The sequence below is a fragment of the Paracoccus chinensis genome, assembly GCF_900102885.1.
GTDB classification, from domain to species: Bacteria; Pseudomonadota; Alphaproteobacteria; order Rhodobacterales; family Rhodobacteraceae; genus Paracoccus; species Paracoccus chinensis.
Map to the genome: position 1 here is coordinate 249130 of NZ_FNGE01000002.1, position 24378 is coordinate 273507.

Here is a 24378-nt window from a genome sequence, read left to right on the forward strand (position 1 = left end):
CCGTCAGTCCAGCGATAGCGGAAAGGCGATGGTGATCACCATGCCATCCGCGCCGAAGTCGCGCGAGAAGGTGCCGTTCAGGTCACCCTCGATCAGCGCATGGATCAGTTGCGTGCCGAAGCCGCCCGCTTCGCCCTCCGTGCCGCCGGGCTGGGCCTCGGGCTCGATCCAGCGCAGGACCAGCCAGTCGGCCTCGCCGCGCTTTTCGACCTGCCATTCGATGCGGATCGTCAGGGCATCGGCTTCCGCGCTGTATTTCATGGCGTTGGTGCTGAGCTCATATGCCACCAGCCCCAGCGCCTGCGCCTCGCGCCCGTTCAGCCGCACGGGCGGGCCGCCCAGCATCGCCTCGGCCCGATCCGCCTCGACGACCCCGCCGATCTCGGCCAGCAGCAGCGCGCGCAGGTCCGCCGAGTCGCGCCCGTCGCGGTTGATCGCGTCCTGCGCCTTGGCCATGGCCGAAAGCCGGGCGCCGAAGATCCGCCCGAACTCGGTCAGGTCCCTGGCCGAGCGCATGGTCTGGCGCGCGATGGCCTGGATGCGGGCAAGGTGGTTCTTGATCCGGTGCTGCATCTCGCGCAGCAGAAGCGCGCGCTGCTCGGCCTCGCGCGCCGAAAGGGCCGCCGCCCGCTCGGCCTCGGCCAGCGCGCGCAGGAAGCTCCAGGTGGCCCCGCCCACGGCGATCACCAGCAGCAACGACAGCACGCCCACCATCAGGCTGGCCGAGCGGTCCCTCCATCCCGAGAAGCCAGGCGCGGGGGTCATGGTCATCTGCCAGCGCCGGCCCGCGATCGGAATCTCGCGCGTGATCGCCTGCGCTGCTAAATTTGGCGGGATTTCCGCGGGGCTGTTGTCGAAAAGCGGCTGGTCGGGGGCAAGGGCGTCCACCGTCCGCAGGCTCATCGGAAGGCCGGGCAGGGTGGCCAGCACGGCGGCATGCAGGTCGCCCGCGCGGAAGGGGGAATAGACGAAGCCGCCGTCGCGCTGCTCGCTTCTCGCGAACAGCCCTGCGTGGGTCGGAGTGTAGATCAGGAAGCCCGTCTGCTTCTCGTCGGTGATCTCCTGCACCAGCTCGACCGGGCCGGTGGCCCGCGGCTCGCCGCTCTCGAGCGCCGCGATCATCGCCTCGCGGCGGGCAGGCTCGGAGAACATGTCATAGCCGAGCGCACGGCGGTTCCGCTCGTCCAGGGGCTCGAGCATGACGATGGGGCCGACGAAGGGCTGGTCGCCGGGGGGACGGGCCGCGATCTGGTGTCCATGCGCGGCCGCGATCCGGTCACGCGCCTGCTCGGCCTCGGCCGTGGGCAGCAGCGCGGCAAAACCGATGCCCTGGATCCCCTGGTAGTTGCCCTGCAGGTCGAGCCCGGCGACATAGCGTGCGAACTCGGGCACCGTGACCGGCTCCACCTCCGCGTCGAACTGGCTGCGCGTGGCGCGCAGCAGCGCCACATGCTGGTTCATCCGCTGCTGAAGGCGGCTGGACACGAGATCGGCAAGCCGGGCGAAACGCATGGCGACGGCCTGGTTCTCCAGCCGGACGGTAGCCACGGTCAGCCCGAGGCCCAGCGCCAGCGTGACAAGCACGGCGCCCAACATCAGAACGGGCTGGCGGGCGCGTGTCATTCCGTGCTCGGGAAGGGAGGGCCGCATCGGCTGCTTCAGTCTGGGGAAGGGACGGGGAACCACCCGTGCCTTGACGGCTCCCCTACGCTGCGGGGAAAGTCCTGTCCATAGCGCCGCAAGGCCTCCCGGCCGGGCCTTGTCATTCGGCTGGTGCAGCAGGCCGGCATGGTCAGGCCCCGCAGTCCGCGCGCCCATTCGGTGGCCTTCGGCGCCTTGCGCCTCGCTTCTGCAACCGGCCGACCAAGGAATGCGTCACTGCAAGGCAGCAGTCCCGCCGGCTTCGCCGCCATCGGCAGACTGGGCCGGGCCGGGGCGCCCGGCGAGATGGCTCTCGACGCTGGCGACCAGGTCGGTGAGAGAGAAGGGCTTGGGCAGGAACAGCGTGTTCGGGATCGCTGCGTTGCCGTCCGACAGGGTCGCGTCCATGTAGCCGGACATGAAGATGACAGGCGTGCCTTCGCGGTCGCGCAGGGCCGTGCGGACCCAGGCAGGGCCGTCCATGCCGGGCATCACGACATCGGTCACGAAGATGTCCACCGCCAGCGCGGCATCGGACAGGATCTCGAGCGCCCGCTCTCCGCTGTCGGCCTCGATGACGTCGAAGCCGTGCAGCTTGAGCGCGCGGGCGGCGAAGGCGCGCACGGGCGCCTCGTCCTCGACCAGCAGCACGGTGCGCCGCCGCTCATCGGGCAGGTCATCCAGGGCGGCGGGTGCCCGGGGCACAGGTTTGGCGGCGGTGGGCCGCGCGCGTTGGGCGGGGAAGTACAACGTGAAGGTGGTGCCCTCACCCGGGAGGCTGTCGCAGAAGATGTAGCCGCCCGTCTGCTTGACGATGCCATAGGCCGTGGACAGCCCCAGGCCGGTGCCCTCGCCCTGCTTCTTCGTGGTGAAGAACGGGTCGAAGATCTTGTCCAGCGCCTCGGGTGGGATGCCGCACCCCTGGTCCGAGACGGTGATGCGGACGTATTCGCCCTTGGGGATGCTGGCCTGTTTCAGCGTCAGCCGGGACCGCAGGCGGACGTTCTCGGTGCGGATTGCAACCTCGCCGCCACCCGGCATGGCGTCGCGGGCGTTCACGACAAGGTTCATCAGCACCTGCTCGAACTGCCGGGCATCGGCGCGGATAGGGCGCAGCGAAGGGTCGTGCGTGACCGTGACGACAACCCGTTCGCCCACGAGCCGGTTCAGAAGATGGCTGAGGTCGGACAGCGTGTGGCGCAGGTCGATGAGCTGCGGCGTCAGCGTCTGCTTGCGCGAGAAGGCGAGCAGCTGGCGCACCAGCGCCGCCGCGCGGTTGGCGTTCTGCGAGATCTGGTGCAGGTCCGCGTAATCGGGGTCGGTGTTGTCACGCCGCAGCATCAGCAGGTCGCAATGGCCGGTGATCGCCGTCAGCAGGTTGTTGAAGTCATGCGCGATGCCGCCCGCCAGCTGGCCGATGGCCTGCATCTTCTGGCTTTGCACGAACTGTGCCTCGAGCGTCTTGAGCGCGCTGACATCCGTCAGCACCGCCACGATGCGGTCCGTGCCGGGGCTTGCGCCCAGGGTGACCTGCAGCGCGCGCTCGGGCTCTCCGGTGCGGGTCTGCAGCACCTCGCCCCGACCGGTGTCGCGGCCCTCGCGGACCTCGGCGATCCAGTCGCTCAGGGGACGGCCGGGACCGTCCACCAGGTCGCCCAGGAAAGTGCCCCGGGCGACCGGGCCCAGCAGGGCCTGCGCGGCGAGATTGGCCGTGAGCACCTGTCCCGAGGCGTCGAGTTCCAGCAGCGCGATGGGCAGGTTCAGGTCGCCGAAGCCCATGCCGGGTCCCGCCGCCTGCACCGGGGGCACCGGATCGTGCTGCGGGGCCTCATGCCGCCACAGTTGCAGGACCGTGCCGGGAATGCGGCGGGCCGTCAGGCAGGTGCCATCCCCGAGCGGCAAGCGCGCGGGCCGGTCGTCCCCGACGCGCGCCAGAAGCCCGGCTGCTGCTGCGGCAGGGCGTGCACGGTGGCGGGTCAGCAGCGCGGCGGCATCCCGGCCCGCCATGTCCTGCACCCGCTCTGCCTCGGCCGATTGAGCGCGGATGGCGCCCTGCGCATCGACGATCCAGGCGCAGCCCGGCTCGTCCCCGAGCATCCGCCGTGCAGCCCGGACCTGCCGCAGCAGCGCAAGCTCCGAGAAAAGCCGCTGCCCGGCGAAGATCCCCGCGAGCAGGTACCAGGCCATCGCGACGGTTCCCGCGACCACCAGCACCCGCGCGGACACCGTTTCCGGCGCAAGCGCCAGCCACACTGCGCCGAGAAGCGTCGGCAGCATCAGGACCGGCACCACCACGAGGCCGCGCGAAGGCAAGATCCCGTTTTGCTTCATTCCTGCCTCAAGACCGATTCGCGCCCGACGATAACGCCCCGCCGGTTAAGCGTCGCTTAACGGAGGAGCTTCGCGAGGAAAAAACCGTCGCTTGCGGTCAGGGGCGTCCAGGTGACGGCCTCTTGCAGGCGAAACCCGGGATGCCGGGCCAAGAAGCCGGCGACCTGCTCCTCGTTCTCGCGCGCCAGCAGCGAGCAGGTCATGTAGGCCAGCGTGCCGCCGGGCCGCACATGAGCGGCGGCGCGGGCGAGGATCTCGGCCTGCGTGCGCGTCACCTGCGCGAGATCCTCGGGCGAGAGCCGCCATTTCGCGTCCGGCGTCCGCCGCCAGGTGCCCGAACCCGAGCAGGGCACATCCGTCACGACAAGGTCGAACTGGCCGTGCGGTCCTGCGGGGCCTGCCACCGTTATCCTCGCCCCCGCGCGAGCCGCGCGCGCGGGCAGGTCGCGCATCCGCGCGGGCGCGGCGTCCCAAGCCATTACCCGCGCGCCGCGCGCCGCCAGCGCCAGCGACTTGCCGCCGCCGCCCGCGCAATAGTCCAGCACCGTCGTCCCCAGCCCCACCTCCAGCGCGGCGCAGGCCATCTGCGGGGAAAGGTCCTGCAGTTCCACCAGCCCCGCGCTGTAGGCAGCCGAGGACTGGAGCCGCCGCTCTCCCAACGTCACGCGCAGGGCCGTCGCGCAGCGGGGATCTGGCTCGGCCTCGATACCCTCGGCGGCAAGGGCCGCCCGCGCGGACTCGGGCGTGGCACGGGCGAGATTCGCGCGCAGCCAGACCGGCGCGCGGTCCCGCAGCGCCTCGGCCACCGCCGGGAAATCGGGGCCGAGATCGGCTGAAAGCGCCTGCGCGATCCAGTCGGGCAGGTCGGCGGTCTCGGCCGGTGTCGGCGCCCGCCCGCCTGCGGCCTCGGCAGGCGTCAGGGGCGCCGGCGCGTGGCCTTCGCCCGTGAAAATCGTGGCCGGATCGGTCCCGGCCTCGCGCAGCGCCCCTAGGATCAGGCCGCGCCCGCTGTCGCCGCCTCCAAGGGCGGCGCGGCTGCGCCGTCGCCGCAGGGTGTCATAGACGAGGTCGCGCACGGCCGCCCGGTCGCCCGAGCCCGCAAAGCGGCTGCCGCGCGCCCAGCGGGTCAGTTGCGCCTCGGCGGGCTCACCCCGCAGGATGGCATCGAGAATCTGGATGGCCGCGGCGGCGCGGGCGGCTGGCGTCATGGCCGCAGGCCGGCGCTGGGACGGGGGAAGGATAGGTGCATGGAAGCCAGTTTATCCCCCCGGCGCGCAGCCTCAAGACGACCTCCGAAAACGGGTCAACGCTTTCTTAAGAATCTTCCTTCAGACTGCGATTCAGAGGCGGCAAGTCCTTGTGGTCAGGGGCCGAAATCACCATCTGGGGGCCAGAACATCAGGTGAACAAGAGATGGCTGCGCCGCATCGTTGTGCACGGCCATGCGCTGCAATAGAGTAGGTGAAAATGTCTGGGGCGAGCATCCTGAAGATGGACGACAAACGCAGCGCGGACCGGCAGAAGGCGCTCGACAGCGCCCTGGCGCAGATCGAACGCCAGTTCGGCAAGGGCTCGATCATGAAGCTCGGCGCCGACAACCCGGTGGCCGAGATCGAGGCGACCTCGACCGGGTCGCTGGGGCTGGACATCGCGCTGGGAATCGGCGGCCTGCCCAAGGGTCGCATCATCGAGATCTTCGGGCCGGAAAGCTCGGGGAAGACCACGCTGACGCTGCATGTGGTCGCCGAGGAACAAAAGAAGGGCGGCGTCTGCGCCTTCGTGGACGCGGAACATGCGCTTGATCCGCAATATGCCCGCAAGCTGGGCGTGAACCTGGACGAGCTGCTGATCTCGCAGCCCGACACGGGCGAGCAGGCGCTGGAGATCGTGGACACGCTGGTGCGATCCGGCGCGGTGAGCCTGGTCGTGGTCGACTCGGTCGCGGCGCTGACGCCCAAGTCCGAGATCGAGGGCGACATGGGCGACATGCAGATGGGCAGCCAGGCCCGCCTGATGAGCCAGGCGATGCGCAAGCTGACCGCCTCGATCGGCCGGTCGAACTGCATGGTGATCTTCATCAACCAGATCCGGATGAAGATCGGCGTCATGTTCGGCAACCCCGAGACAACGACGGGCGGCAACGCGCTGAAGTTCTATGCCTCGGTGCGCCTCGACATCCGTCGCACGGGCTCGATCAAGGATCGTGACGAGGTCGTGGGCAACTCGACCAAGGTGAAGGTCGTCAAGAACAAGGTCGCGCCTCCGTTCAAGCAGGTCGAGTTCGACATCATGTACGGTGAAGGCATTTCGAAGGTCGGCGAGCTGATCGACCTCGGCGTCAAGGCCGGCGTGGTCGAGAAGTCGGGCGCCTGGTATTCCTATGGCGACGAGCGGATCGGGCAGGGGCGCGAGAACGCCAAGCAGTTCCTGCGAGACAATCCCCATGTCGCCACCGCCATCGAGGATCGCATCCGTGCCAGCCACGGGCTCGACTTCGGCGCGACCGAGAGCGACGACGAGGCCCTGACCGAGGAGTGACCCTGCTGCCGGCCTCTGGGGGCCGGATGCCCTGTCGCCCCCATGATCCTGCTGCTTCGGGCGCCCCTATCGGGCGCCCGTTTTTCTTTCTGGGACTGGCACTTGGCGGTGCAAGCAGGCAGGCTGGCCATGAGCCATCATGGAGACCGCCGATGAGAACCGCCGCTTCCCTCCGCCTTGCGCTTGCCGCCCTTGCCCTTGCGGGGCCGGCGCTGGCCGAAACGTTCTATCGCCACGCGGAGGAGCCCATCGGGACGGTCGAGCAGATCTATGACGGCAACCTCTTGCCCGACGAAGCAGTTGCGACCTTCCGCAATATCCACCGGCTGTTCCCGACCCGCAGCATTCCCGCATCGGCCAGCCCGCGCGCGCTGGAGCCCTCGGGTCTGAAGCTGGGGCCGCTGGATCTGACTGTTGACGGCAAGAGCTATGACCTCGACGACGTCATCGCCCTAGACAGCATCACCGGCCTGATCGTCCTGAAGGACGGCAAGCTGGTGACCGAGATCTACCAGCGCGGCAACGGCCCGGACACGCGCTGGATGTCGATGTCGCTGGCGAAGTCCGTCACCTCGACCCTGATCGGCGCCGCGATCCGCGACGGCGCCATCTCGGGCGAGGACGCGCTAGTCACCGACTATGTTCCCGCGCTGAAGGGCAGTGCCTATGATGGGGTGACGGTCGGCCAGATCCTGGCGATGACCTCGGGCGTCCAGTGGGACGAGACCTACACCGATCCGGCTTCGGACCGCCGGGCGCTGCTGGCCGCGCAGATTGCGCAGGAGCCGGGTGGGCTGATGAAGGTCATGGCGGCGCTGCCCCGTGCGGCCGAGCCGGGCGCGGTCCACACCTACTCGACCGGCGAGACCCAGGTCGCGGGCGAGATCGTGATCGGCGCCACCGGCAAGACCCTGTCGGACTACCTGGCCGAGAATATCTGGCAGCCCTACGGCATGGAGGCCGAGGCGAAATGGTGGCTGGACAGCCCCGAAGGGCATGAGATCGGCGGCAGCGGGTTGTCGGCCACGCTGCGCGACTTCGCCCGCTTCGGCCAGTTCTTTCTCGACGGCGGCATGATCGACGGCCAGCCGGTCCTGCCCGAGGGCTGGACGGATCGCGCGGGCCTGCCGATCACGCTGAATGACGGCAGCACGGCGGATTACGGCCTGATGTGGTGGCCCGCCTGGACCGAGCAGTCAGTCGCGCACAAGGCCTATGCCGCCGTCGGCATCCAGGGCCAGAACATCTACATCGATCCTGCCGAGCGGGTGGTCATCGCCATGACCGCCGCCCAGCCCGAGCCCTTGGGCAAGGAGCCGGTCGACCCGATGGCCTTCTTTGACGCCGTGGTGAACGCGATCGGCAAATAAGGCCTCGGCGCGCGTTCTGGACAGGAAGGGGCGGCGGTCTTACATGTGACCGCTGCCAATCCCCGCAGGAATCCGTCCCATGCCCAGCCTGAACGACATCCGCTCGACCTTCCTCGACTTCTTCGAACGGAACGGCCACCGGCGCGTGGACAGCTCGCCCTTGGTGCCGCGCAACGACCCGACGCTGATGTTCACGAACTCGGGCATGGTCCAGTTCAAGAACCTGTTCACCGGACTCGAGCACCGCGACTACACCCGCGCGACCACGGCGCAGAAATGCGTGCGCGCGGGCGGCAAGCACAACGATCTCGACAACGTGGGCTATACCGCGCGGCATCACACCTTCTTCGAGATGCTGGGCAACTTTTCCTTCGGCGACTACTTCAAGACCGAGGCGATCCCTTACGCCTGGGAGCTGCTGACCAAGGACTTCGGCATCCCGAAGGACAAGCTGCTGGTCACCGTCTATCACACCGACGACGAGGCGGCCGACCTGTGGAAGAAGGTCGCGGGCCTGACCGACGACCGTATCATCCGCATCGCGACGGACGACAACTTCTGGCGCATGGGTCCGACCGGCCCCTGCGGCCCCTGCACCGAGATCTTCTTTGACCACGGCGACCATGTCTGGGGCGGCCCGCCCGGTTCCGCCGAGGAGGACGGCGACCGCTTCATCGAGATATGGAATCTCGTCTTCATGCAGTTCGAGCAGTTCGAGGATGGCTCGATGAAGCCGCTGCCGAACCCCTCGATCGACACCGGCATGGGGCTGGAACGGATCGGGGCGCTGCTGCAGGGCAAGCACGACAACTATGACACCGACCTGATGCGCTCGCTGATCGAGGCCTCGGCCCATGCCACCAACTCGGACCCCGACGGGCCGGGCAAGGTGCATCACCGGGTGATCGCGGACCACCTGCGGTCCACCAGCTTCCTGATCGCGGACGGCGTGATGCCCTCGAACGAGGGGCGCGGCTATGTGTTGCGCCGCATCATGCGCCGCGCCATGCGCCACGCGCACATGCTGGGCGCGCAGGATCCCGTCATGCACCGGCTGGTTCCGGCGCTGGTCCGGCAGATGGGCGCGGCCTATCCCGAACTGACCCGCGGCCAGGCGATGATCGAGGAAACGCTGAAGGGCGAGGAGACGCGCTTCAAGCAGACGCTCGACCGAGGCCTGCGGCTGCTGTCGGACGAAGTCGCGCGCCTGCCCGAGGGCGCTGACCTTCCGGGCGAGACGGCCTTCAAGCTTTACGACACCTACGGCTTCCCGCTAGACCTGACGCAGGACGCGCTGCGCGAGCAGGGCCGGGGCGTCGAGGTCGCGGGCTTCGACGCCGCCATGGCCGAGCAGAAGGCCAAGGCGCGCGCCGCCTGGGCAGGCTCGGGCGAGACCAAGGACGCCGCGATCTGGTTCGACCTGGCCGAGCGCCACGGCGCGACCGAGTTCCTGGGCTATGACACGCAACAGGCGGAAGGCGCGATCCTTTCGCTGGTGCAGGACGGTGCCGAGGTCGAGGCGGCGGGTGAGGGCCAGCAGGTCCAGATCGTCGTGAACCAGTCGCCCTTCTATGCCGAAAGCGGCGGTCAGGTGGGCGACACCGGCCTGATCAAGACCGAGACCGGCGCGGCGCAGGTTACCGATACGAAGAAGTCGGGCAACCTGTTCATCCATTTCGCGACCGTGACCACCGGCCAAGTCTCGCGCGGGCAGGGGGCGATCCTGTCGGTGGACAGCACTCGGCGCGGTGCGATCCAGGCCAACCACTCGGCCACGCACCTGCTGAACGAGGCGCTGCGGAATGCGCTGGGCGAGCATGTGGCCCAGAAGGGCAGCCTCAACGCCGAGGACCGGCTGCGCTTCGACTTCAGCCACGGCAAGGCGCTGAGCGCCGAGGAGCTGGCGCAGATCGAGGCCGAGGTGAACGCCGTCATCCGCCAGAACACTCCTGTCGAGACGCGGGTGATGGCGCCCGACGACGCCCGCGAGATGGGCGCGCAGGCGCTGTTCGGCGAGAAATACGGCGACGAGGTGCGCGTCGTGTCCATGGGCCGGCGCGAGGGCTCGGGCAAGGGCACGAACCGCGACATCTACTCGATCGAGCTCTGCGGCGGCACCCATGTCACCCGCACCGGCGACATCGGCGCGTTCGTCCTGCTGGGCGACAGCGCCTCCTCGGCCGGCGTGCGGCGGGTCGAGGCGCTGACCGGACAGGCGGCACTGGCGCATCTGCGCGAGGCCGAGCGGCAGCTTGCGGAAATCGCCGGGATGCTCAAGGCGCAGGCGGGCGACGTGGTGGGCCGCGTCAAGGCGCTGGCCGACGACCGCAAGGCCATGCAGAACGAGATCGCCCAGCTCAAGCGCCAGCTGGCGATGGGCGGCGGCTCGGAGGCCGCACCCAAGGACATCGGCGGCGTGCAGGTGATCGCGCGGCGGGTCGAGGGAGTCTCGGGCAAGGAACTGGGCGCGCTGGCCGACCAGATGCGCTCGGGCCTTTCGACCGGGGCGGTCGTCGTCATGACCGAGGACAACGGCAAGGCCACGGTGGCCGCGACGGTGACGCCGGATCTCGCAGAGCGGGTCAGCGCAGTGTCGCTGGTCCAGGCGGCGGTCGCGGCGCTGGGCGGCAAAGGCGGCGGTGGCCGTGCCGACCGTGCGCAGGGCGGGGCGCCGTCGCTTGACGCGCTCGACGACGCTATTGCCGCGGTCGAGAAGGTGATCGCGGACGCCGCGTGAACGCCTTGGCTTGCGCGGGGTTGTGATCGACGGCTCCGCGCAATGTCCAAAGGAATATGCTGATTTGTCGCCCGGCTGCTGCTAACGTCCGCCCAAACATTGATGTGGGGGACGGGAATGTGTCGCTGGGCGGCCTATCTGGGCAGGCCGATCTTTCTTGAGGACATCGTCAGCCGTCCGGGGCATTCGCTGATCCGGCAAAGCCACGGCGCCGTCCGCTGCCAGACTCCGGTCAACGCCGATGGCTTCGGCCTTGCGTGGTATGGCGAGCGGGACGAGCCCGGCCTTTACCGCGACGTCATGCCGGCCTGGTCCGACCCGAACCTGCGCAGCCTGACGGCGACGGTGAAATCGCACCTGTTCATGGCCCATGTCCGCGCCTCGACCGGGACGGCCACCAGCCGCAACAACTGCCACCCCTTCGCGGTCGGCCGCTGGTCTTTCATGCACAACGGCCAGTTCGGCGGCTACGACACTTGGCGCCGCGCGGCCGAACTGCTGATCCCCGACGCGCTTTACCCGCATCGCAAGGGCGCGACCGACAGCGAGGCGCTGTTCCTTTGCGCCCTTGGCGAGGGGCTTGAGGACGACCCCCGCGGCGCGCTGGCCCGCGCCACGGCACGCTTCGAGGCGTTGGCCCGGCAGCGGGGGACCGCGCCCCATGTCCGCCTGACCTGCGCCTTCTCGGACGGGCGGCGGCTCTACGCGGCCCGCTATGCCACCGACGACCACGCCCCGACGCTGTTCCACCGCTGGTCCGACAGCCGCGCGGGCCGCGCCGTCGTGTCCGAGCCGCTGGAGGTGGACGAGGCCGACTGGCTTGAGGTCCCGCCCGGTTCCTTCTGCGTCTTCGAGGGCGACACGGTCACGATCACGCCCTTCGTGGTCCAGCCCTTGCGCGAGGCCGCCTAGCCGATCACGCCCCTGCGCCCGCCCGTCTGGGCGCGGTCCAGCAGCAGGTGGTCGAGGATCACGCAGGCCGCCATCGCCTCGGCCACCGGCACCGCACGGATGCCGACGCAGGGATCATGGCGGCCTTTGGTCACGAGATCGACCTCTTCGCCCGCCCGGTTGATCGTCCGGCGTGGTGTCAGGATCGAACTCGTGGGCTTCACCGCGAAGCGTAGGACGATGTCCTGACCCGTGGAAATGCCGCCGAGGATGCCACCTGCGTGGTTCGACAGGAACTCGGGGCCGTTCGGACCCATGCGGATCTCGTCGGCGTTCTCGGTCCCGCGCAGACGGGCGGCGGCCATGCCCTCGCCGATCTCCACGGCCTTCACCGCGTTGATCGACATCATAGCCGCCGCGAGGTCGGTGTCGAGCTTGCCATAGACCGGCGCGCCTAGGCCCGGCGGGCAGCCCTGGATCAGCACCTCGACCACTGCGCCGACGCTGTCCTGGTCCTTGCGGATGCGGGACAGGTAGTCGGTCCATTCAGGGACCGCGGCGGCATCGGGCAGGAAGAAGTCGTTGCGGGTGATCTCCTCAAGGTCGAAGCGCGCGCGGTCGATTTCCAGCTCGCCCATCTGCACCATATACCCCGTGATCACTACCTGTTGCGCCAACTGGCCAAGCACCGCGTGGGCGACCCCTCCGGCGGCAACGCGGGCGGCGGTTTCGCGGGCGCTGGAGCGGCCGCCGCCGCGATAGTCGCGGTGGCCGTATTTCAGGTGATAGGTGATGTCGGCGTGGCCGGGGCGGAAGGCCTGGGCGATCTCGCCATAGTCGCGCGAGCGCTGGTCGGTGTTCTCGATGGTCAGCTGGATGGGCGTGCCGGTCGTGCGGCCCTCGAAAACGCCGGAGAGAATGCGAACGGAATCAGGCTCTTGCCGCTGCGTGGTCATCTTGGACTGGCCGGGGCGGCGGCGGTCGAGGAAGGGCTGGATCGCGGCCTTGTCCAAGGAGATGCCGGGGGGGCAGCCGTCTACGGTGGCGCCGAGGGCGAGGCCGTGGCTTTCGCCCCAGGTGGTGACGGTGAAGATGCGGCCGAAACTGTTGACGCTCATGCGGAAAACCCCTTTGCGACGGCATAGGCGAGGGGGGCGCGCGGCGCAACGGGGCGCGCTTTCGGAACTCCGCCCCCTGCCTGTCCGGGGCGGGATTTCCCCGGAAAATGCCATGCACATCCGCTGCACGGGGGATGCACACTCGATGCACGACCGATGCGAACGCCGCGTTGAGGGGGTGTTAACCCCGTTCCGCCAGACTGCGGGCATAGGGGCAGGGGGCGCGCATGGGCGAAACGAAGGCCGAGACGGCGAGGCGGATCAACTATCACTACATGGCCGACGCGATGCGGCGGCTGGAATGGGACCTGCACCAGAAGGTCCTGACCGAGGGGCGCATCCCCGAGGCCTGGCACGAGATCGCGCGCGAGCGCGGCGAGGCGAAACGCATCCGGGTGACCATCGCGCTGGAGGAGGACGTGGTCCGCTTCTTCCGCGGCATGGGCGAGGGCTATGGCCCCCGCATGAACGCGGTGCTGCGCGCCTTCATGCACGCGCGGCTGGCGGGCCTTCTGCGCGGGGGCGAGACGATGGACTACCTGTCGCGGCGCGAGGGCGAGGGGCTGGACGGCCGCAAGCCGGGCTGGGGCGAGGCGCAGGCGGCCTACGAGGACCTCGGCCCCGACGCCTCCCGGCTGATGAGCGACGAGCCGGGGGTGCCTCTGGGCGAGGAAAAGCGCTCGGCGCGGGCGGATACGATGGCGTGGTTGAGGGCGCGGTAGAGCACTTGGAAGATAGCCGGGTGGAACCAAAACCTACGCTTGCTTAGTCCGGAGATCGTATATCAATGCATCAATTAGCGTTTGACCTTTAAGCTCTAATCGGCGAGCATACTTAGCTTTGGTATTGTGGTCTAGTGAGGCTAAGTATGTCCCAGGAGCGAGATCTTGCTCTACTAAATGATCTCTTGCAGCTCCCGGCAGAGACATCCTGGTTGGAGTTCAAAGAAAACAATGCCGATCCAGAAAGAATAGCTAAACTATGTTCAGCGCTGTCGAATAGCGCACGACTTTCAGGTCGAGACTCTGCGTTCATCATCTGGGGTATCAAGGATCAGGATCGGCAGGTTGTAGGAACAACATTTGTCCCCACCTCTGCAACTGTCGGCAACCAGGTTCTTCAACTGTGGTTGGCTAATCAGCTGCAACCAAGCCCAGCGTTTGAGTTTCGTGAGGTCACCCATCCAAGCGGGCCAGTCGTTATCTTGGAGATTTCTGCTGCTTTAAGCGCACCAGTGACTTATGCAGGGATTCCTTATATTCGTATTGGACCGGCGACGCCTAAACTCTCGGATTATCCCGATAGATATCAAGCGCTGATAGATAGGCTTAGGCCTTATCACTGGGAAGCCGGAGTGGCGCTATCTTTTCTTCCGCCGGAGGATGTGCTGAGGTATTTGGATTTTGCTAGTTACTTTTCGCTTACGAAGCAACCTTTGCCTCAAAGTCAAACTGCCATTCTGGATCGCCTTGAGGCGGATAGGCTAATCAGCAAGGATGTTGGTGGTCGATGGAATGTAATGAATCTCGGGGCAATATTGTTTGCTGCGAACTTGGATGATTTTCCAGTGTCGATTGCGAGGAAAGCAGTTCGGTTTGTATCCTATTCCGGGCGCACGCGCGCTACAAGTGTTCAGCATAGGCGAGATGGCAAACGTGGCTATGCGTCTGGCTTCCAAGGTCTGATGGATTATATAGACGCTCAAATACCAAGAAATGAACATATAGGCCGTGCGCTTAGGGAGGCGCAGCCTTTATATCCAGAGTTGGCAGTTCGGGAGCTTGTTGCAAACGCGCTCATCCATCAAGATATGACAGTCACTGGTGCAGGGCCGCTAATCGAGCTGTTTGAAGACCGATTGGAAATTACCAACCCGGGAAAACCGTTGGTTGACCCGGAAAGAATGATAGATTTAGCACCTCGTTCTAGAAACGAAGCTCTTGCATCGTTAATGCGGCGCATGGGATTTTGTGAAGAGCAGGGCAGCGGTTTGGATAAGGTGTTAACTGAGGTTGAGGTCGCTCAACTACCCCCGCCTTTGCTCCGCGCTAGCGATAACTCAATGCAAGTTTGTCTATATGGACCCCGAACGTTCGCTGACATGACAGCAGATGAAAGAGTTAGGGCTTGCTATTTTCATGCAGTTTTAAGGTTTTTAGCGGGTGACCGAATGCGGAACGCAAGTCTTTGCGAAAGATTTGGTATTGAGCCCCGAAACGCTGCGCAGGCTTCGGCAGTCATCAAGCGTACGCTTGAGCAACAGTTAATTCGCGTTGCTGATCCAGAGCATCCTAGAGCAGGTTACCTGCCTGTGTGGGCATAGGTTCTTGATCTGCTCTTGATGCTTCACTGCTCCGGTGTCGTGTCTGCAGGAGAAACCAATTATAATCAGTGGCTTGCTTGTTTGGTCTTTCTTGATCCACTCTTGATTGGCTCCGGGTTATTACCCCTGCAACGTCCTCACCCCCACGTCCCCTTCCTCGCGTGACTTGATCGCCGCCACGGCGGCGATCGCTCCCGCCGCCGTCGTGAAATAGGGGATCTTGTCGTAAAGCGCGACCGAGCGGATGTCGCGGGAATCGGCGATGGCCTGCGCGCCTTCCGTCGTGTTCAGGACCATCGCGATGTCGCCGTTCTTCAGGCGGTCCACGATGTTCGGGCGGCCTTCGTAGACCTTGTTGACCAGCTCGGCCCCGACCTCGGCGCCGCGCAGGAACTCGGCCGTGCCGCGGGTGGCGATCAGGGTGAAGCCCATGGCGCAGAGGTCGCGCATGGCCTCGGCCATCTCGGGCGTCTTGTCGGCGTCCTTGACCGAGACGAAGACGCGGCCCTCGTCCGGCAGATGCGTCCCCGCGCCCAGCTGCGCCTTGAGGAAGGCGCGGGCGAAGTTGCGGTCCCAGCCCATGACCTCGCCGGTCGAGCGCATCTCCGGCCCCAGCAGCGTGTCGACGCCGGGGAAGCGGGCGAAGGGCAGCACGGCCTCCTTGACCGAGAACCAGGGCGTGACCGGGTCGGCCAGCGTCAGGGGATCGGCATAGGGCAGGGGCGTGTCGGGGCCGACGCCCTCGGGATAGGCGGGGCGGAGGGGGAAGTTCGCCATTGGCTCGCCCGCCATCAGGCGCGCGGCGATGGAGGCGATGGCGCTGTCGGTGGCCTTGGCGACGAAGGGCACGGTGCGCGAGGCGCGGGGGTTGACCTCGAGCACGAAGATCTCGCCGTTCTTGATCGCGAACTGCACGTTCATGAGGCCCACGACGTTCAGCGCGCGGGCCATGGCGACGGTCTGGCGCTTGAGCTCCTCGATGGTGGCGGCGTCCAGCGTGTGGGGCGGGAGTGAGCAGGCCGAGTCGCCCGAATGGACGCCGGCTTCCTCGATATGCTCCATGATGCCCGCGACATGGACGGTCTTGCCGTCCGAGAGCGCGTCGACGTCGACCTCGATGGCGCCCGAGAGATAGCTGTCGAGCAGCACGGGGTTCTTGCCCGAGACCTGCACGGCGGTCGTGATGTAGCGGTTGAGGTGGTCGGTGTCGCGCACGATCTCCATCGCGCGGCCGCCGAGGACGTAGGAGGGGCGGATCACCAGCGGGAAGCCGACGCGGGCGGCGATCTCGCGCGCCTCGTCAGCGCTGTGGGCGATGCCGTTGACGGGCTGCTTGAGGCCGAGGTCATTGAGCAGCTTCTGGAAGCGCTCGCGGTCCTCGGCCAGGTCGATGGCGTCGGGGGTGGTGCCGAGGATCGGGATGCCCTCGTCCTTGAGCGCCTGCGCGAGCTTCAGCGGGGTCTGGCCGCCGAACTGGACGATGACGCCGTGGAGGGTGCCGTTTTCCTGCTCGACGCGCAGGATCTCGAGGACGTGCTCCAGCGTCAGCGGCTCGAAATACAGGCGGTCCGAGGTGTCGTAGTCGGTGCTGACGGTCTCGGGGTTGCAGTTGACCATGATGGTCTCGTAGCCCGCCTCGGTCAGCGCGAAGCAGGCGTGGCAGCAGCAGTAGTCGAACTCGATCCCCTGACCGATGCGGTTGGGGCCGCCGCCGAGGATGACGACCTTCTTGCGGTCCGAGGGACGCGCCTCGTCCTCGACCTCGCCCATCGCGGGGGTCTCGTAGGTCGAGTACATGTAGGGAGTCTGGGCCTCGAACTCGGCCGCGCAGGTGTCGATGCGCTTGAAGACGGGCAGGACGCCCGCGCCGCGACGGGCGCGGCGGATGGCGGTCTCGGTCTGGCCGGTGAGATGCGCGAGGCGGGCGTCGGTGAAGCCCATCATCTTGACCCGGCTGAGGCCGGCGGCGTCCGAGGGCAGGCCGTGGTGGCGGATCTCGGCCTCGGCGTCCACGATCTCGCGGATGCGGGACAGGAACCAGGGGTCGAAGCTGGTGACGCGCTGGATTTCATCGTTGGTGAGCCCAGCGCGCATGGCCTCGGCGATGACGCGGATGCGGTCGGGGGTCTGGCGCGACAGGGCCTTGATGAAGGCGGGGCGGCCTTCCTCGGCCGCGCCCGCGATGGCGATCTCGTCAAGGCCGGACAGGCCGTTCTCCATCGAGGCCAGCGCCTTCTGCAGCGATTCGTGGAAGGTGCGGCCGATGGCCATGACCTCGCCCACCGACTTCATCGCGGTGGTCAGGTCGGGCTTGGCGCCGGGGAACTTCTCGAAGGCGAAGCGGGGGATCTTGGTCACGACATAGTCGATCGACGGCTCGAAGGAGGCCGGGGTGACCTTGGTGATGTCGTTGTCCAGTTCGTCCAGCGTGTAGCCGACGGCGAGCTTGGCCGCGACCTTGGCGATGGGGAAGCCGGTGGCCTTGGACGCCAGCGCCGAGGAGCGGCTGACGCGCGGGTTCATCTCGATCACGACCATGCGGCCGTCCGCCGGGTTTACGGCCCACTGGACGTTCGAGCCGCCGGTTTCCACGCCGATCTCGCGCAGCACCGCGATCGAGGCCGAGCGCATCCGCTGGTATTCGCGGTCGGTCAGCGTCAGCGCCGGGGCCACGGTGATCGAATCGCCCGTGTGGACGCCCATCGGGTCCACGTTCTCGATCGAGCAGACGATGATGGCGTTGTCCGCGCGGTCGCGGACCACCTCCATCTCGTATTCCTTCCAGCCGAGCAGGCTTTCGTCCACAAGCACCTGCGCGACCGGCGAGGCGTCGAGACCGGAACGCACGATGGCCTCGTAGTCGTCGCGGTTGTAGGCGACGCCGCCGCCGGTGCCGCCCAGTGTAAAGGCGGGGCGGATGATGGCGGGCAGGCCGATCTCCTCCAGCGCCTCCATGGCCTGGGCGACGCCGGCCGAGATGTCGTACTTGCCGTTCGGCAGCTTGGGCGCCGAGACGATGGTGGCGCGGGGATTTTCCAGCCCGATCCGGTCCATGGCCTCGCGGAAGAGCTTGCGGTCCTCGGCCATCTCGATGGCGGACCGCTGGGCGCCGATCAGCTCGACGCCGTATTTTTCCAGCACGCCCATGTCCGCGAGCGCCAGCGCCGTGTTCAGCGCGGTCTGCCCGCCCATGGTCGGCAGCAGGGCGTCGGGACGCTCGGCGGCGATGATCTTTTCCACGATCTCGGGGGTGATCGGCTCGATATAGGTCGCGTCGGCCATGCCAGGGTCGGTCATGATCGTCGCCGGGTTCGAGTTCACCAGGATGACCCGGTAGCCTTCCTCGCGCAGCGCCTTGCAGGCTTGGGCGCCCGAGTAATCGAACTCGCAGGCCTGGCCGATGACGATGGGTCCGGCGCCGATGATGAGGATCGAGGAGATATCGGTTCTTTTCGGCATGGCTTTCCCCTCGGCGCTTGGCGGCGTGCAAATCGTCGGGGGTTATAGACAGCGGCGGCGGTTCCGCAAGGGCAGGCAGCATTGCAGCGGGCGGGACGCAGCGTGGAAATGCATGATGCGCCCATGGGAGAGAAAGCTTGGCGGTGCGGAGGAGAGGCAGGGCAGGAGCGCCCCTTTGGCCGCACCCGCGCCTGCACCGGACCTCAGGCCTCGCGCAGGGCCGTGACCTCGCGCTCCAGCGCGCTTGCGCCGCCGGGCAGGGACAGGCGGATGCCGTCCGCCGTCACCTCGGCGCCGGTCACGCGGGCATAGGCGCCCACGGCCTGTGTGCTCAGGACCTCTTCGCCACGATAGCTCACCAGCTTGAAGCTGTAGAGCCCGTCGGCCAGCGGGCCGTCCTCGGTCCGTCCCGCCCAGTCGATCTCGCCCGTGCCGGGACCGATGTCCTCGCGCAGCGCCTCGCGGCCGCGCGCGTCCATCACGACCAGCTCGACCCGGTCGGCGCCGCTTGCGGGGCGGATGTCGAGCGTGAGCGGTTCGCCGTCGAAGCTGACGGGCGCGGTCGTCCGCACCTCCTTCCCGATCCAGCCGGCCAGCGCGCCCAGGCCCCCCATCTGTCCGATCGCCACCTGTTCCAGCAGCTGGTTGGTCCTGACCTGCTGCTCGACCCCCGAGAAGGTCGCCAGCTGGACCGCGAAGTCCGAGCCTTCCATCGGGTTCAGCGGGTCCTGGTTCCTGATCTGTGTCGTCAGCATCTTCAGGAAGGTTTCGAAGTCGCCGCCGGCCATGGTCGAGGCGGGGGTGGCGGTTCCCCCGCCGGGCAGGGCGGCGGAGGCGGCAGAGGCGGGGGCAGGGGCGGTGATGCTGCTCATGCGGGCGATCCTAAAGGCGGATGTCGAGGCGGGAGAGGGAGGGTGCGGGCGGCGTGGGCCGGTCGGGCGGTCCCGCGCGCGCGCCTTCGGGGGCGCCTGCCGAGGAAGGCTGACGGAAGCCGCCGCCCCGATTCTGGCCCTGTCCGTCCTGCCGCAGCAGATCCAGCCGGGCCTCGGGCATGCCGTTCTCGCGCAACTCGCGCAGCAGCTGGTCGCTGTGGCGCCGGATGAGATCGGCGGTTTCCGGACGCTCGACATACAGCCCCAGATGCCCCGGATCGCCCTCGGCCCCCAGCAGAAGCGTGACGCGTCCCAGTTCGACGGGGTTGAGCACGACCTCGACCTGCCCCTCCCGCGTGCGCACGATGGCGTCGGCAACCGGACGTTCGGGCGCAGGGACATGAGGCGGGTGCGGAGCGGCTGCCTCGGCCCTTGCAGGAGGGCGGGAGGCCCCCTCGGTCGCGGGTGCAGGTCCAGGCATGGCAGGCGCGGAGGTTGCGGGGCCGATCACAGGCTCGGCCGCAGCCTGCGGAAGATGGAGGTCGGCGCCTTCCGTGGCAGCCGCTTCGAGAGGGGCAGGCTCACCGGACGCAGCCGGGGCGCCTGCCTGTTCGTGGGTTGCGCCCTGGCTGAGCGCGGCCGTTTCGGGTGGACGCGCTGGTGACGCAGCGTCGCGGTCATGTCCGAGAGCGGGTGAGGCTGCCGTCTCTTGGGCTGCCGCAGGGACGGTCAGTTCCGGGATTTCCCTGCCGGGCGCCTGGGGTGCAGCCGCCGCGGTTTGGCGGTCTTGCCGATGCTCTGCCCAGGCGGGTGCCGGGCTTGCCCCGGGCTGCCCGGTCGCCGCCAGCACAGAGCCGCGCACGGCAGGTTCCTGCGTCATGGAGCGCAGCGAGGGCTCGGCCGCGGGAGAAGCGGGGCGGCCCGCGTGCTCCGCCTGGAGCGGTGCCTGATCCGGGGATGGCGCCTCGGAGGCCGGGAGGTCCGGGTCCAGCGTGGCCGAGCCCTCCCGCAGCGCTGGAGTCGTGGCCGCATGTGCCCCCGCCTGAGCACCCGTGAGGGCGGCGTCCTGCGCGGGGTCTATGCCCTGCTGCCGGGCAAGGCGCGCGTCATCAGGCGGCTGGCCCAGGAAGGTCCCGACAAGGCTTGGCGACGCTTCGGGCCAGACGGGCTGCCCGAGTTCCTCGGGATCGGCCTCGTCGGCAGCATGCTCCTCCTCGGCCGCATCCGCGCCCGGCGCCTCCGGCTCGGCGGCCTGCGCCTCCTTCCGCAGACCGGAGGACCGGGCTGCGGCGAGCAGGTCGAGCACCGCCTCGAATGCAGCGGCCTGACCCGGAGAGGCCGCCTCTGCCGAGGGCGCGCCGGCCTGCGGGAGCAAGGTCGAGGCGGCAGGAGAAAGACGTGCAATCGCGGTCGGCATCGCAGGGCCCCTGAGAATCACGGTTTGTGATTATCCGGTCCGGGTTACCGAATATTTACCGCTGAAGGGTAATTGGGGGACCAGGCGAATTAATATGGTGAGAAGATGAAAATCGAAGGATACGGAGCGGATATTTCCCCGCGGCCTCGGCTTCCAGGGGTCGGAGACCAGCTGGAAACGGCGTTCCTTGCGGAAATGCTCAAGATCGCCATGCCGGATGGGGGGGCGGGCGCATTCGGCGGCGGAACGGGAGAGTCGCAGTTTTCCTCCTTCCTGACCGAGCAGCACGCGGCCGCGCTGGCCTCGCGCCTCGACCTCGGCCTCGCGGGCAGGCTGGAGGCGGACCATGGGTGAGGCGGAACGGCTGCTCGAAAGCGCCTGCGCCGCCATGGCCCAGGGCGACCCCGAGGCTTGCCGCAAGGCGCTGGAGTCCCTTGCGGCCCAGGTCGCACGCGAGCCCTTGGATCCCGAGGCGCAGGCAGCCTGTGAACGCCAGCTGGCGCGCCTGCGCGGGCTTGCCCTGTCGGCGCTGGAGGGCCTGGACAGCGCGCGCGCCTGGCTGCGCGAATTGTCCGCGCTCCTCGGTGGGCTGGATGTCTATGACCGCGGTGGGCGGCAGCGGGTCGCCACCGTGCTTTCCGCCCGCACACAGCGGTTTTGATAAAATGCCTGCAACTCGGTTTTTGGCGGTGCCGCGGCAATTCACTATTCCTTAGGCGACACCGGATAGAAGGGTGATCGCGTCGGAAGGCGCCGGGTGCAGCCCGATGGTCAGAAGGCCGGAATTCACGAAACCCGGACGGGGATAAGACGTCCGCAAGCGAAGGGGGACACAATGTCCAGCATTCTGACCAACAATGGCGCGATGGTCGCGCTGCAGACCCTCAAGGGAATCAACTCGAACCTGGCCAAGACGCAGGACGAGATCTCGACCGGCAAGTCTGTCGCCACGGCCAAGGACAATGCCGCCGTCTGGGCGATCTCGAAGGTGATGGAGGCCGATGTCAGCGGCTTCAAGGCGATCTCGTCCAGCCTGGCGCTGGGCGCGCAATCTGTCGGCATGGCGCGGGAAGGGGCCGAGCAGATCACCGGCCTGCTGACCAAGATGCGCGACACGATCGTGACCTCGCAGAACGCGACCAATGCGCAGGACCGCGCCAAGCTGCAGGAGGATGTCACCAACCTCAGAAAGCAGATCGAGGGCGTCGTGAAGGGGTCGCAGGTCAACGGCCTGAACCTGCTGGACGGCAGCACGGCCTCGGTGGACTTCCTGTCGTCGCTGGACCGGACCTCGGCCGGGGTCAGCACCTCGAACATCACCGTGTCGGGCCAGAATCTGTCCACCGGCAACTATGTGGCCAAAGACATCTTCGGGGCGGGCACGGCGCCGGCCTCGACCGCAGGTGACAGCGCGGTGATGACGCTTGGGGCCGGGGATACCACCGGCGTCACCCTAACCATCGGGGCGGGGGCCGGGGCGCTCGCGGCAGGCGACAGCATCTCGATCCGCATCGGCGACAAGACGGCGACCTATACCGTCAGCGCGGCGGATGCGGGCTCGACCACACCCAACGACGTCGTGGCCGTGGGCCTCAAGTCCGCCATCGAGAAGCTGGGGATCAGCGGCGTCAGCGTCGATTACGACTCGGGCACCGTGGGGCAGCTCACCATCAAATCGGGGAGCGCGCCTGCGACCGCCAATGACCTGAACATCACCGCGCAGTTCCGGAACGCTGGCTCGGGCGGTCTGGGTGCACTGGCCAGCATCGACGTCACCACGCCAGCGAACGCCCAAGCGGCGCTCGCCTCGATCGAGACGATGATGCAGACCTCCACCGACGCCGCCGCGCGCTTCGGCGCCGCGGGTCGCCGGATCGAGATGCAGTCGGACTTCGTGTCCAAGCTGACCGACACGCTGAAATCCAGCGTGGGCGCGCTGGTGGACGCGGACATGGAGGAAGCCTCGGCCCGCCTGCAGGCGCTGCAGACCCAGCAGCAGCTGGGCATCCAGTCGCTGTCGATTGCCAACAAGGCGCCGCAGAACATCCTGTCGCTGTTCCGCGGCTGATGATGCCCGGGCGCGCCTTTGCGCGCGCCCGTCCCCATTCCGTCTGAAGGAGTCCAGAATTGACCGCTCACCAGACCGGGCTTGCCGCCCGCGGCTTCGGATCGGAACAGGTCCGCACGGCGCGGGGCATGGAATACGACGCCTTCTCGCGCGTCACCCGCCAGTTGCAGCACGCGCTTTCCGGGCAGGCCTCGCCGGCCGCTGCCGCTGGCGCCAACACGCGGCTGTGGACCATTCTGGCCAGTGACCTGGCCGAGGAGGACAACGCCCTTCCCACCCAGTTGCGCGCGGGCCTTCTGTCGCTGGCGATCTTCTCGCTGCGGCATGGCCGGGCGGTGATGACACAGGGCGCCAGCCCGCAGCCGCTGATCGACATCAACCTGCATGTGATGAAGGGCCTTCGTGGCGAGGTTGCCGCATGACGGGCTTGGTCCTCAAGCTCGCACCCGGCGAGCGCCTGTTGATCAACGGCGCGGTGATCGAGAATGGCGACCGCCGCTGCAGGATCTCGATCAAGACCCCGAACGCCAGCATCCTGCGGCTGAAGGATGCGATGCATCCGGATGACGTGGCGACTCCGGTGGCGCGGGTGTGCTACGATGCCCAGCTCCTTCTGTCGGGGGATGCCGATCCCGCGCAAGGTCAGCGCGATCTTCTGCGGGGGATCGAGCAGCTGGTCCAGGTGTTCGACGATCCCGAAAGCCGCGAGGCTCTGGGCGCTGCGGCCGAGGACGTGATTGCAGGCAATGTTTATCGCGCACTGCGCCAGTTGCGCAGCCTGATGCCACGCGAGGCGCGGATCTTCGCGCAGATCACATGAGCTTCCAGCCGCTTGTCGGACAGGGCGGCTACGCCGGCTGGCGGCTGCTCGCCAGAACAGGCGAGACGCAGAAGGCGCTGGTCGCGCGCGATCCCCAAGTGGCGCGCGACACGGCCCATGTCCGCGCGAAGCTGGGCCAGGTGGGCAGCGCCGAGGAACTGGTGTCGGATTTTCGCCTGCTGCGCACGACGCTCAGCGCCTTCGGGCTTGAGGCGGACGCGAGCAACCGCTTTTTCATCCGCAAGGTGCTGGAGTCCGACCTGGACGATCCGAAAAGCCTGGCGAACCGGCTGGGCGACAAGCGCTATCGCGCCATGGCCGAGGCGTTCCGCTTTGCCGGAGGGACGGGACCTTCGGCAAAGCTGGCCGATGAAATCGCCGAGCGTCATGTCTCGGCGGAACTGGAGCGCCGGGTGGGCACGGTCGATGGCAACCTGCGCCTGGCCATGAGTGCCAGGCGTGAGCTCGGCGCGCTGGGCGGCTCGAACGCGACGGACAATACGCGCTGGTACAATATTCTTGGCACGGCGCCGCTGCGGAAGGTGGTCGAGGGCGCGCTGGGCCTTGGAACCGAGTTCGGCAAACTGCCGATCGACCGCCAGCTTTCCGAGATGAAGCTGCGGAGCGGCAAGCTCTTCGGGTCCGAGTCGCCCTCGGTCTTCGCCGATCCGGCCAATGTCGAGAAGCTGATCCAGCGGTTCTTGGTCCGTGCCCAAGCCGTCAGTCCCGCGCAGTCCTCCTACAATGCGGCGCTGGTGCTGTTGTCGGGTTGAGGACGGCAGGACGAGGGAGC

Annotated in this window: 19 protein-coding genes; 12 read left to right on the forward strand and 7 right to left on the reverse strand. The window is 67.7% G+C overall.

Translation table 11 applies throughout. The annotated features are described in order from the left end of the window. Positions 1-3: 3 nt before the first annotated feature. The 3 genes from BLQ03_RS03135 to BLQ03_RS03145 form a co-directional block, all read right to left on the reverse strand. Positions 4-1623 carry a CHASE domain-containing protein gene (locus tag BLQ03_RS03135; protein WP_175558755.1) on the reverse strand — a complete coding sequence of 540 codons (1620 nt, stop codon included), beginning with the start codon at positions 1621-1623 and terminating at the stop codon, positions 4-6. A 252-nt stretch (positions 1624-1875) separates the two neighbouring features. Beyond that, positions 1876-3972 (reverse strand): ATP-binding protein, encoded by a 2097-nt coding sequence (locus BLQ03_RS03140; protein WP_090752637.1) that lies wholly within the window; start codon positions 3970-3972, stop codon positions 1876-1878. Positions 3973-4028: 56 nt separating this feature from the next. Further along, on the reverse strand, positions 4029-5180 hold the full coding sequence (locus tag BLQ03_RS03145; RefSeq protein ID WP_090752640.1) for an RsmB/NOP family class I SAM-dependent RNA methyltransferase: 1152 nt from the start codon (positions 5178-5180) through the stop codon (positions 4029-4031). Positions 5181-5439: 259 nt separating this feature from the next. On the opposite strand from BLQ03_RS03145, the gene recA reads away from it, so the two are divergent. The 4 genes from recA (at position 5440) to BLQ03_RS03165 (ending at position 11529) form a co-directional block, all read left to right on the forward strand. Then, complete coding sequence (gene recA, locus BLQ03_RS03150; RefSeq protein WP_090752643.1) at positions 5440-6510, forward strand: recombinase RecA; 1071 nt, start codon at positions 5440-5442, stop codon at positions 6508-6510. A 152-nt stretch (positions 6511-6662) separates the two neighbouring features. After that, entirely contained in the window at positions 6663-7880 is a 1218-nt protein-coding gene (locus BLQ03_RS03155) for a serine hydrolase domain-containing protein (RefSeq protein WP_090752645.1), read from the forward strand. A 79-nt stretch (positions 7881-7959) separates the two neighbouring features. Continuing rightward, positions 7960-10617, forward strand: a complete 2658-nt coding sequence (alaS, locus tag BLQ03_RS03160) for an alanine--tRNA ligase (RefSeq protein WP_090752648.1) — start codon at positions 7960-7962, stop codon at positions 10615-10617. A gap of 117 nt (positions 10618-10734) precedes the next feature. Then, positions 10735-11529, forward strand: coding sequence for a class II glutamine amidotransferase (locus tag BLQ03_RS03165; protein ID WP_090752650.1), 795 nt, complete (start codon positions 10735-10737; stop codon positions 11527-11529). Here BLQ03_RS03165 and aroC read toward each other — a convergent pair. Continuing rightward, entirely contained in the window at positions 11526-12626 is a 1101-nt protein-coding gene (gene aroC / locus BLQ03_RS03170) for a chorismate synthase (RefSeq protein WP_090752653.1), read from the reverse strand. The two genes, BLQ03_RS03165 and aroC, sit on opposite strands and share 4 nt — an antisense overlap. A 227-nt stretch (positions 12627-12853) precedes the next feature. On the opposite strand from aroC, the gene BLQ03_RS03175 reads away from it, so the two are divergent. Both BLQ03_RS03175 and BLQ03_RS03180 read left to right on the forward strand, forming a co-directional pair. Next, entirely contained in the window at positions 12854-13348 is a 495-nt protein-coding gene (locus BLQ03_RS03175) for a BrnA antitoxin family protein (RefSeq protein WP_090752656.1), read from the forward strand. Between the two features lie 212 nt (positions 13349-13560). Next, positions 13561-14949, forward strand: coding sequence for an ATP-binding protein (locus BLQ03_RS03180; RefSeq protein WP_245688653.1), 1389 nt, complete (start codon positions 13561-13563; stop codon positions 14947-14949). Positions 14950-15069: 120 nt separating this feature from the next. Here BLQ03_RS03180 and carB read toward each other — a convergent pair whose 3' ends face one another. From carB to fliK, 3 genes are all read right to left on the reverse strand, one after another. Beyond that, positions 15070-18408 carry a carbamoyl-phosphate synthase large subunit gene (carB, locus tag BLQ03_RS03185; protein ID WP_090752661.1) on the reverse strand — a complete coding sequence of 1113 codons (3339 nt, stop codon included), beginning with the start codon at positions 18406-18408 and terminating at the stop codon, positions 15070-15072. A 203-nt stretch (positions 18409-18611) separates the two neighbouring features. Then, positions 18612-19280, reverse strand: a complete 669-nt coding sequence (locus BLQ03_RS03190; protein WP_090752664.1) for a flagellar hook capping FlgD N-terminal domain-containing protein — start codon at positions 19278-19280, stop codon at positions 18612-18614. A gap of 10 nt (positions 19281-19290) precedes the next feature. Then, the gene (gene fliK / locus BLQ03_RS03195; RefSeq protein ID WP_090752667.1) at positions 19291-20697 is read right to left on the reverse strand and encodes a flagellar hook-length control protein FliK; all 1407 of its coding nucleotides are present in this window, start codon (positions 20695-20697) and stop codon (positions 19291-19293) included. A gap of 195 nt (positions 20698-20892) precedes the next feature. Here fliK and BLQ03_RS18780 point away from each other — a divergent pair, with 195 nt between their 5' ends. The 6 genes from BLQ03_RS18780 to BLQ03_RS03225 all read left to right on the forward strand — a co-directional run bounded on the left by BLQ03_RS18780 (position 20893) and on the right by BLQ03_RS03225 (position 24358). Next, complete coding sequence (locus BLQ03_RS18780) at positions 20893-21051, forward strand: rod-binding protein (protein ID WP_245688654.1); 159 nt, start codon at positions 20893-20895, stop codon at positions 21049-21051. Then, complete coding sequence (locus BLQ03_RS03205; protein WP_090752672.1) at positions 21044-21358, forward strand: hypothetical protein; 315 nt, start codon at positions 21044-21046, stop codon at positions 21356-21358. Before BLQ03_RS18780 ends, BLQ03_RS03205 begins: the two co-directional genes overlap by 8 nt. Positions 21359-21532: 174 nt before the next feature. Then, positions 21533-22765, forward strand: coding sequence for a flagellin N-terminal helical domain-containing protein (locus tag BLQ03_RS03210; RefSeq protein WP_090752676.1), 1233 nt, complete (start codon positions 21533-21535; stop codon positions 22763-22765). Between the two features lie 59 nt (positions 22766-22824). After that, complete coding sequence (flaF, locus tag BLQ03_RS03215) at positions 22825-23187, forward strand: flagellar biosynthesis regulator FlaF (RefSeq protein WP_245688655.1); 363 nt, start codon at positions 22825-22827, stop codon at positions 23185-23187. Continuing rightward, complete coding sequence (gene flbT, locus BLQ03_RS03220; protein WP_090752681.1) at positions 23184-23585, forward strand: flagellar biosynthesis repressor FlbT; 402 nt, start codon at positions 23184-23186, stop codon at positions 23583-23585. The genes flaF and flbT overlap by 4 nt, the downstream gene beginning before the upstream one ends. Next, the gene (locus BLQ03_RS03225; RefSeq protein ID WP_090752683.1) at positions 23582-24358 is read left to right on the forward strand and encodes a DUF1217 domain-containing protein; all 777 of its coding nucleotides are present in this window, start codon (positions 23582-23584) and stop codon (positions 24356-24358) included. The genes flbT and BLQ03_RS03225 overlap by 4 nt, the downstream gene beginning before the upstream one ends. The last annotated feature ends 20 nt before the right edge of the window (positions 24359-24378 follow it).

Excerpts from the sequence above, each read along its gene's own strand:
- BLQ03_RS03190 (WP_090752664.1), bottom strand. The coding sequence starts at position 19,280 with ATGAGCAGCATCACCGCCCCTGCCCCCGCCTCTGCCGCCTCCGCCGCC.
- flbT (WP_090752681.1), top strand. The coding sequence starts at position 23,184 with ATGACGGGCTTGGTCCTCAAGCTCGCACCCGGCGAGCGCCTGTTGATC.
- BLQ03_RS03145 (WP_090752640.1), bottom strand. The coding sequence starts at position 5,180 with ATGACGCCAGCCGCCCGCGCCGCCGCGGCCATCCAGATTCTCGATGCC.
- BLQ03_RS03140 (WP_090752637.1), bottom strand. The coding sequence starts at position 3,972 with ATGAAGCAAAACGGGATCTTGCCTTCGCGCGGCCTCGTGGTGGTGCCG.
- BLQ03_RS03165 (WP_090752650.1), top strand. The coding sequence starts at position 10,735 with ATGTGTCGCTGGGCGGCCTATCTGGGCAGGCCGATCTTTCTTGAGGAC.
- BLQ03_RS03155 (WP_090752645.1), top strand. The coding sequence starts at position 6,663 with ATGAGAACCGCCGCTTCCCTCCGCCTTGCGCTTGCCGCCCTTGCCCTT.
- BLQ03_RS03175 (WP_090752656.1), top strand. The coding sequence starts at position 12,854 with ATGGGCGAAACGAAGGCCGAGACGGCGAGGCGGATCAACTATCACTAC.
- BLQ03_RS03205 (WP_090752672.1), top strand. The coding sequence starts at position 21,044 with ATGGGTGAGGCGGAACGGCTGCTCGAAAGCGCCTGCGCCGCCATGGCC.
- alaS (WP_090752648.1), top strand. The coding sequence starts at position 7,960 with ATGCCCAGCCTGAACGACATCCGCTCGACCTTCCTCGACTTCTTCGAA.
- BLQ03_RS03225 (WP_090752683.1), top strand. The coding sequence starts at position 23,582 with ATGAGCTTCCAGCCGCTTGTCGGACAGGGCGGCTACGCCGGCTGGCGG.
- BLQ03_RS18780 (WP_245688654.1), top strand. The coding sequence starts at position 20,893 with ATGCTCAAGATCGCCATGCCGGATGGGGGGGCGGGCGCATTCGGCGGC.
- carB (WP_090752661.1), bottom strand. The coding sequence starts at position 18,408 with ATGCCGAAAAGAACCGATATCTCCTCGATCCTCATCATCGGCGCCGGA.
- recA (WP_090752643.1), top strand. The coding sequence starts at position 5,440 with ATGTCTGGGGCGAGCATCCTGAAGATGGACGACAAACGCAGCGCGGAC.
- fliK (WP_090752667.1), bottom strand. The coding sequence starts at position 20,697 with ATGCCGACCGCGATTGCACGTCTTTCTCCTGCCGCCTCGACCTTGCTC.
- aroC (WP_090752653.1), bottom strand. The coding sequence starts at position 12,626 with ATGAGCGTCAACAGTTTCGGCCGCATCTTCACCGTCACCACCTGGGGC.
- BLQ03_RS03135 (WP_175558755.1), bottom strand. The coding sequence starts at position 1,623 with ATGACACGCGCCCGCCAGCCCGTTCTGATGTTGGGCGCCGTGCTTGTC.
- BLQ03_RS03210 (WP_090752676.1), top strand. The coding sequence starts at position 21,533 with ATGTCCAGCATTCTGACCAACAATGGCGCGATGGTCGCGCTGCAGACC.